6 protein-coding genes are annotated in these 8,326 nt (G+C 73.7%); 4 read left to right on the top strand and 2 right to left on the bottom strand.

Annotated elements, in window-relative coordinates; genetic code table 11:
• Nucleotides 1-10 precede the first annotated feature (10 nt).
• Nucleotides 11-1,081: a hypothetical protein gene (locus FrCorBMG51_RS13440; RefSeq protein WP_139342319.1), complete on the bottom strand. Its 1,071-nt coding sequence runs from the start codon at nucleotides 1,079-1,081 to the stop codon at nucleotides 11-13.
• Between the two features lie 431 nt (nucleotides 1,082-1,512).
• On the opposite strand from FrCorBMG51_RS13440, the gene FrCorBMG51_RS29655 reads away from it, so the two are divergent.
• Both FrCorBMG51_RS29655 and speB read left to right on the top strand, forming a co-directional pair.
• Complete coding sequence (locus FrCorBMG51_RS29655) at nucleotides 1,513-2,139, top strand: hypothetical protein (RefSeq protein WP_052914651.1); 627 nt, start codon at nucleotides 1,513-1,515, stop codon at nucleotides 2,137-2,139.
• Nucleotides 2,140-2,427: 288 nt separating this feature from the next.
• Nucleotides 2,428-3,606 carry an agmatinase gene (speB, locus tag FrCorBMG51_RS13450; RefSeq protein WP_086055442.1) on the top strand — a complete coding sequence of 393 codons (1,179 nt, stop codon included), beginning with the start codon at nucleotides 2,428-2,430 and terminating at the stop codon, nucleotides 3,604-3,606.
• 129 nt (nucleotides 3,607-3,735) lie between these two features.
• Here the strand turns inward: speB and FrCorBMG51_RS13455 are convergent, their stop codons facing one another.
• Entirely contained in the window at nucleotides 3,736-4,569 is an 834-nt protein-coding gene (locus tag FrCorBMG51_RS13455; protein ID WP_047223413.1) for a TrmH family RNA methyltransferase, read from the bottom strand.
• Between the two features lie 230 nt (nucleotides 4,570-4,799).
• Between FrCorBMG51_RS13455 and FrCorBMG51_RS13460 the strand changes: the two genes are divergently transcribed.
• Both FrCorBMG51_RS13460 and cbiE read left to right on the top strand, forming a co-directional pair.
• Nucleotides 4,800-6,320 carry an 8-oxoguanine deaminase gene (locus FrCorBMG51_RS13460; RefSeq protein WP_476742159.1) on the top strand — a complete coding sequence of 507 codons (1,521 nt, stop codon included), beginning with the start codon at nucleotides 4,800-4,802 and terminating at the stop codon, nucleotides 6,318-6,320.
• 244 nt (nucleotides 6,321-6,564) lie between these two features.
• On the top strand, nucleotides 6,565-7,998 hold the full coding sequence (gene cbiE, locus FrCorBMG51_RS13465) for a precorrin-6y C5,15-methyltransferase (decarboxylating) subunit CbiE (RefSeq protein ID WP_235433556.1): 1,434 nt from the start codon (nucleotides 6,565-6,567) through the stop codon (nucleotides 7,996-7,998).
• Nucleotides 7,999-8,326: the final 328 nt, after the last annotated feature.

The raw sequence follows: 8,326 nt of genomic DNA on the forward strand, positions 1-8,326 counted from the left end.
CCCTGGCGTGTCACAGAAATCGGCGCCACCATCGCCGGCGCGAGGCCGAAGGGACCGGCTGCGGCACCTGGGTGTCCCGCTCTCCCGCGGTCTCGTCCGGACCACCCTCGGCAGGCTCCGGGGCGTCCCTGGCGGCCGCGGCAACCGGCACCGCATCGGCATCCGGCACCGCGTCGCCCGGGGTCACGTCGCCCGGGGCTTCGCCGCCGGATGCCGCGCCGCCGGATGCCGTGCCGCCGGATGCCGTGCCGCCAGGGGCCGCAGCGGCAGGGGCCGCGGCGGCAGGCGCCCGGCTCCCGGATGCGTCGGCGTCGGCGTCTTTCCCACCGGTTGTCTCCGGAACGGACGCCGGCACGGCCTCGGACGGCTCCTGGTCGTCGGCGGCCACGGGCGGGGTGGCCGCGACGGGTTCGGGAGCCTCGGCGGACACGCCGGCATCCTCCACGACCTGGTCCGCCTCCACGACCTCAGCCACCTGCGCGACCGGAGTGACCGTGGCCGTCCCGTCCGCCGTGGCCTCCTCGACGGCGGGCCGCGTGTCGGCGGACGCAGGCTCCTCGGCAACCGGTGCCGTGACCGCCGTGGCTGGCTCGGCCGCCTCGACCGGGCTGGCTTCCTCGGCAGGCGTGGCTCCGTCGCTGACGGAGACCGGCGTCCGGGCGGCTACCCCTTCCTCGTCCTCCGGTTCCGCGTCCTCTGGTTCCTCGTCCCACGGCGGTGCCGGTTCCGTGAGCGCGACCGGACCGGCATCCGGACGCTCGTCGGGCCCGGAGCCGGACGCGGCCGGTTCACTCTCCTGGGAGCCCGGCCGGGCCTGGTCGTCCGGCTGTGCCGGGGCGGATGCGTCGTCCGGCTGCGCCGGGACAGATTTGGGGTAGGCGTCGTGCTGCGGCAGCAGGCGGTTGACGATGCGGCCGTTCGGGCCCGGTGCACGGTGCAGACGGCCCTTGTCCGACAGGCGCCGACAGACCTGGTTCACGGTCTGGCGGCGCACCTGGAGCGCTTCCGCCAACTGTCCATCATCCAGGCCGGTCGGAGCCTTTGCCAGCCGCTCAAGAATGCGGTCCGCAACAGTAGACACGAACATGAACGCTATACGCCATCGACGGTGGGGTTGCAAACAGGGTGGCTCCACCTCACCGTCCGTCGTCCGACCGTAGTGTGTCCGGCGCTTCCAGCAGGCGACCGACGCGAAACCGGTGACGACGCGGCCGACCGGGACTCCGCCGGCCAGCGGTGGGCGCTGGCCGCGGGACGGCAGCGGATATCGGCCGCGAAACGACAGTGGGTGCTGGCCTCGGTGCGGCGATGGACATTGGCCGCGGGGCGGCCGGTGGACATTGGCCGCGGGGCGGCTGGTGGACATGGCCGCGGGCGGCTGGCGGACGTTAGCCCCAGGCCGTCAGGGGAATGGCCTTGACGGACAAGACCGGCCGCCATGGCCCGTCCTTTGCGATCGGGGATCGGCCGGCGAGACCCCGAGAGCTCTGATCCGGTCAGGAGGATGCAGCGATGACGCAGCCGATCCCGGAGGGTGACAACAGCGCAGACAACAGCGCAGACAACGGCTACCTGGACAGTGGCTACCTGGACAACGGCTATCCCGACAAAGGCTATCCCGACAGCGGCTACGTCCACACGCACGGAAGCCCGCTTGAACAGTCCGAAAGCCTCGACAGCGACGGCCTGGGCTCGACCGACCGCGGTTTCGACCCGCTTGATGACGGCTGGGATCCGCCGGACCGCTTCGGCCCGGGTGAACGCTTCGGCACGACCGCCCAGGAGCAACGTGCCGGCGAGTCGCTGGACTCGCTGCTCGCCCAGGAACAGCCCGAGCCGGATCCGTACGACGAGGCGGCCCGACTGGAGTCCGGTGAGGTCCTGGAGTTCGACGTCTACTCCTCGGCCGGCGGCTACTCCTCGGCCGAGGACGCCGTCGAGCGGCCGACCGCCCTTGACGGCGACGGAGAGCCGGACGACGCGCCGACCCTGCTCACCGACGACGAGGGCGTACGGACGGTGACAACGGCCGAACTTGTCGTACGCGGGCCTGTCGGGGGCCGCGCCCGCGGCCGCGACGGGGCCAGGCCGGCAGGCGCGCCGGAGGAGGATGCCGTCCACATCCGCACCACGGAGTGACCCCAAAGGTGAGCTCAAAGGTGACCTCAAAGCAACTTCGGAGTGACGCCGAAGTGCTCCCGGAACGGTCCGCGGCGCGCGACGACCGCGGCAACCCGGAGCCCCACCGTGGCACGACACGCCGAACCGGAGAGATCGACATAGGCTTTTGCCCCGACTATGTCCTTTGACACCTCTTGGGGGAGAATATCCGAAGACATCGTCGCGACAGAATAGGCGTACAATTAGTAAGACTATAAATACCTTGAGTTACATCACTGACAGGAACCCCCTGGGCGAGGAGGAGCGATGACGGGTCCGATCGACCCGCTCGCCCGGCACGGCGCAGGCACCGGCGGCGCCCGGGTACGGGAACATGACGACCACCCCCACACCGGGCCGGTTCCCCCGATGTCGGCATCCCATGCGCCAGCGCCCCAGGCACCAGCCTCGGCGGAACCGGCGTCCCAGGCGCCGGTTCCCGCGGACGACACGCCCGGATACGAGGGCCTGGCGACGTTCTGCCACCGCCCGTGGATGCCGACGCTCGACGATCTCGCGGCCCGCCGCCCGGACGTCGCGGTGATCGGCGCGCCGTTCGACATCGGGACCACGCACCGGCCGGGCGCCCGCTTCGGCCCGCGGGCCCTGCGCGCGCTCGCCTACGAGCCCGGCACCTACCATCTCGACCTCGGCGTCGAGATCTTCGACTGGCTGGACGTGGTGGACGCCGGGGACGCCCGTTGCCCGATCGGGCAGACCGAGGCGTCACATCGCAACATCCGCGCGAAGGTCGGCGGTGTGGCCGGCCTCGGGATCATCCCTGTGATCATCGGCGGTGACCACTCCATCACCTGGCCGGCGGCGTCCGGGGTCGCCGAAGCGGTCGGCTGGGGGGAGCTCGGCCTGCTGCACTTCGACGCGCACGCCGACACCGCGGACATCATCGACGGCAACCTCGCCTCGCACGGGACGCCGATGCGCCGGCTGATCGAGTCCGGGGCGGTACGCGGGCGCAACTTCGTCCAGGTGGGGCTGCGCGGCTACTGGCCGCCACCGGACGTCTTCGACTGGATGCGCAAGCAGGACATGCGCTGGCACCTGATGGACGAGGTCTGGGAACGCGGCTCACACGCGGTCGTCACCGACGCGATCGCCCAGGCTCTGGACGGCTGCCGGGCGCTGTACCTGTCCGTGGACATCGACGTGCTCGACCCCGGCTTCGCACCCGGCACCGGGACGCCGGAACCCGGCGGGATGACCCCCGTGGACCTGCTGCGCGCCGTCCGGCGGATCGCCCTGGACACCCCGCTGGTCGCCGCGGACATCGTGGAGGTCGCACCCCCCTACGACCATGCCGACAGCACCGTCAACAACGCCCACCGGGTCGCCCTTGAGGTGTTCGCCGCCCTCGCCCACCATCGGCGTGCCGCCGCCGGCGAAACCCCCGGCCTGCCCGGCCACGACCCGCACGCGAAACGCCCGTGACCACGGGGCTGGCTGCGGGGCACCCCGTGCCCGCCCCCTCGCCCGTCCCGCGCCCGCGCGTCCCGGTCCCTGCGCCCCCGACAACCGCGAGGCTCCCCAGGAGCGCCCGGCCGGTCGCCAGGGACGCGGTCACGCGGTTACCGAACTGCCCGCGCGCCCGGTGACCGCGCGGCCCAGCACGTAGCAGGCGATCGCCGCGGTGGCGGCGACGTTGAGGGAGTCCACGCCGTGCGCCATCGGGATCCGCACCCGGACGGTGGCCGCGCCCAGGGCGTCCCGGGTCAGCCCCGGGCCCTCTGAGCCGAGCAGCAGGGCCAGCCGGTCGTGCGAGCTCACCGCGAGCTCGTCCAGCGGCATGGCGGTGGCCGACGGCGTGAGCGCGACCAGCGTGAAGCCACCGTCCACCAGCAGGGACAACGCCGCCGGCCACGGGTCGAGACGGGCGTACGGGACGGCGAACACCTCCCCCATCGACACCCGCACCGACCGCCGGTACAGCGGGTCGGCGCACGACGGGCTCAGCAGGACGGCGTCCATCCCGAGCCCGGCCGCCGAGCGGAAGATCGCGCCCAGGTTGGTGTGGCTGACGATGTCCTCGCAGACCAGCACCCGCCGCGCCGTGGCCAGCACGTCCGCCGCCGGGGTCGGCGGGCGGCGGCACATCGACGCGAGCGCCCCGCGGTGCACCTGAAACCCGGTGATCGTGGCGAGTACGTCCGGGCCGGCGAGGTAGACCGGGACGCCCGGCTCCAGATCGGCCGGGACGGTCGCGACCTTCGCCGGCCCCACCAGCAGCGATCGCGGATGGTAACCGGCCCGCCGGGCCCGTTCGATGACCATCTCGCCCTCGGCGATGAACAGGCCCTCGGCCGGTTCCCGCCGCCGGCGCAGGGCCACGTCGGTCAGCCCCACGTAGTCACGGACCCGCTCGTCCGCCGGATCGTCGATCTCTATGACGTCCAACCCGCTCCCATCATCCCGGCCTCAGCTCCCCGCCGGCCCGTGCGTCCGACCGACCCGTGCGTTCCGCGGGACGCACGGGTCCATCCCACTCCCGGGGCATCCGTGACATCCGCGGCACCCGGGACGACGCACGCGGCGGCCATACCCGACACGACGGTCATATCCGTCACCGCGGACGGCCCGCATCCGTCGCGGCGAGCTGCCACGGCGGGCTGCCACGGCGGGCTGTCATGGCGGGCCGCCCGCGTCCGTCGCGGCGGTGCCACGGCGGACGACACCGTGCCGACGCCGCGGTGAAACCGTCGGGCGGCGTCGGCGCGGCAGAATCGGCCCATGACCGTGCCTGTCCCGGCCCCCGGCCCGCGGCCGGTCGACCTGCTCGTCCGCGGCGCCGAACTGGTGGCGACCATGGACGACCGCCGCCGGGAGCTGCCCGGCGGCTGGGTGGCGGTGACCGACGGCCTGGTCAGCGCGGTCGGGGCGGCCGGCGACCCGCCCCCGNGGCCGGCGACCCGCCCCCGCCGGCCCGGCGCACGCTGGCGGCGACCGGCTGCCTGGTCACCCCGGGCCTGGTGAACACCCACCATCACATCTTCCAGAACCTCACCCGGTCGTATGCGCCGGCGGTGTCCGGTTCGCTGTTCGCCTGGCTGCGGACGCTCTACCCGCTGTGGGCGCGCCTGGACGAGGAGGCGGTGTACGTCTCCGCCCACGTCGGCCTGACAGAGCTCGCGCTGGGCGGCTGCACGACCACCACCGACCACCTGTACGTCCATCCGCGCGGCGCCGGGGACCTGATCGCGGCCGAGATAGCCGCCGCCCGCGAGCTCGGGATGCGCTTCCACCCCACCCGCGGATCGATGTCACTGTCGGTGAAGGACGGTGGGCTGCCGCCGGATTCAGTCGTGCAGGATCCCGACGACATCCTCGCGGACTCGGCGGCCCTCGTCGCCGCCCACCACGACCCCGCCCACGGCGCGATGGTGCGGATCGCGCTGGCGCCCTGCTCGCCGTTCTCCGTCAGCCCCGAGCTGATGCGGGCCACCGCCGAGCTCGCCGAGAAGCTGGACGTGCGGCTGCACACCCATCTCGCCGAGGACCCTCAGGAGGACGACTACTGCCTGGCGACCTACGGCCGGCGCCCGGTCGAGCACTTCCGCGACCTCGGCTGGGGCGGTGACCGCGCCTGGGTCGCCCACTGCATCCACCCGAATGCCGCCGAGGTGGCCCAGCTCGGGGCCTGGGGCACCGGGGTCGCCCACTGCCCGAGCAGCAACATGATCCTCGGAGGCGGGCTGGCGCCGGTCGCGCGGCTGCGGGCCGCCGGTGTGCCGGTCGGGCTCGGCTGCGACGGCTCGTCGTCCGCGGACAGCGCCTCACTGTGGCTGGAGGCGCGTACGGCGATGCTGCTGGGACGGCTGCGCGGCGGGGCGTCCGCGATGTCCGCCCGGGACACGTTGGAGATCGCCACCCGCGGCGGCGCGGCCTGCCTCGGCCGCACCGGCGAGCTCGGCGAGCTGTCCGTCGGCGCGGCCGGTGACCTGGTCGTCTGGCCGCTGGACGGGATCGCCTTCGCCGGCGCCCTGTCCGACCCGGTGGAAGCGTGGTTGCGCTGCGGCCCGGTAGCCGCCCGGCACACCGTCGTCGCAGGCAGGACCGTCGTGGAGAACGGCGCCCCCGTCCACCCCGGCCTCGACGACATCCTCCGCCGCCACCGGACGATTGCCATCGCCATCCAGCGAAACCCCTGATGGCCGGCGTCCCGCCCTGGCCCCAGAATCCCAGTATCCGGAGCTGACACTGGCCCGGATCCGCCGACGACCATCGAACCAGCACGTTCCGTTCACGATGTTCGCGGCGGCACTCAGGCACTGGCCGTGGTGTGGCGGGCGGCGGTGGTATCCGGCGAAACGATCGGCCGAAGCGGCCAGGAAGGCAGCGAAAGATCCAGTGACCGTGTGTCCCGATGATCGACCACTGGTGGTCGTGGTAGGGGTGGGGGCCGACGGGTGGGGTGGGCTCACCGAGGCGGCTCGGGAGGCGCTGCGGGCCGGGCAGGTGCTGATGGGCAGCCGGCGGCAGTTGGCGCTGGTACCCGCCGACGTGGGCGGCCGGCGGGTCGAGTGGCCCACGCCGTTGGTGCCGGCGCTGCCGGGGCTGCTCGCCGAGCACGCCGGCGCCCGTGTGTGCTGCCTGGCCAGCGGCGACCCGATGTTCTTCGGCCTGGGCACGACGCTGGTGCGGCTGCTCGGCGCGCGGTGGGTGCGGGTGCTGCCCCATCCGTCCTCGGTCTCGCTCGCCTGCGCCCGGCTCGGCTGGGCGATGGACGCCGTCGACGTGGTGAGCCTGGTCGGGCGTCCGCTCAGCGCCGTGCACCCGGCCGTGCAGCCCGGACGCCGGCTGATCGTGCTGTGCGCGGACGGCCACAGCCCGACGGCGCTCGCCGGCCTGCTGGTGGGCCGCGGCTACGGCGGCAGCTCGTTCACCGTCCTGGAGAACCTCGGCGCGGATGACGAACGGTGCCGCACCGGCACGGCCGCGTCCTGGTGCGACGGCGGTTGGCACGGCGGCGAGCGGCACGACGGCGAGCCGACCGCCGCGCTGGCCGATCCGAACGCGCTGGCCGACCTGGGCGCAGTGGCCGGCCCGAACGCGGCGACCGGCCTGGGCACGCTGGCCGACCCGGACGCGACGACCGGTCTGGGCACGACGACCGGTCCGAACGTGGTGGCCGATCTGAACCTGGTCGCTGTCGAGTGCGAGCCCGGGCCCGACGCCGGGCATCTGCCGCGGACGGCGGGCCTGCCCGACAACGTGTTCGAGCACGACGGCCAGCTCACCAAGCGGGAGGTGCGGGCGGTCACGCTCGCCCGGCTCGGTCCGGCCCCCGGCGAACTGCTGTGGGACGTGGGCGCGGGCTCCGGCAGCATCGCGATCGAGTGGATGCGCACGCACCCGGCCTGCCGGGCGATCGCCGTGGAGCCCCGGGCGGACCGGGCCGCGCGGATCCTGCGCAACGCGGACGCGCTGGGCACCCCCGGCCTGCGGGTCGCCGGCTCCCCCGCCCCCGCGGCGCTCGCCGGGCTGCCCACGCCGTCCGCCGTGTTCGTCGGCGGTGGGATCACGACTCCCGGTGTGCTCGAGCGGTGCTGGGCCGCGCTCCCGCCGGGCGGCCGGCTGGTGGCCAACGCGGTCACCGTCGAGTCGGAGGCGGTGCTGGCCGGCTGGCACGCCAGCCACGGCGGCGACCTCGTCCGGCTGGCGGTGGCCCGCGCCGAGCCGGTCGGCGGTTTCACCGGTTGGCGGCCGATGCTGCCGGTCACCCAGTGGGCTGTGACCAAGACCGCCGGCCCCGCCGGCCCCACGCTGGGGAGGCAGCCGGCCCCGGAACGCAACGGCAGTCCAGATACGACACAATCGCGGCCGTGACGCTCATCGCCGGACGCGCAGCCGTTGTCCCGGACCTGCTGGCTGTGGCGGACACCCGCTGCCGGTCTGCCCCGCCGGGCCGCTACGGTCGCCTAGAGCGCCGATTGGGTGACCCTAAGTATCCCCACGAGCGGTGGCGCACTTCGATGGACGCCGACCACCGAAGAAGATCGGCGCGAGTTTGTCGTTGTGTACGCTGATGCGGCCAAAAAACGTACACAACAACAAAATCGCGGCGATCATGGCCTGTACGGGCGGTCGTGGAGGGGATCCGCGCTACGTGACCGTCGCTCTGGGCCGGTCCGGCCGGCTGGGCCGGTCCGGCCCG

The sequence above is a fragment of the Protofrankia coriariae genome, from assembly GCF_001017755.1.
Classification (GTDB): domain Bacteria; phylum Actinomycetota; class Actinomycetes; order Frankiales; family Frankiaceae; genus Protofrankia; species Protofrankia coriariae.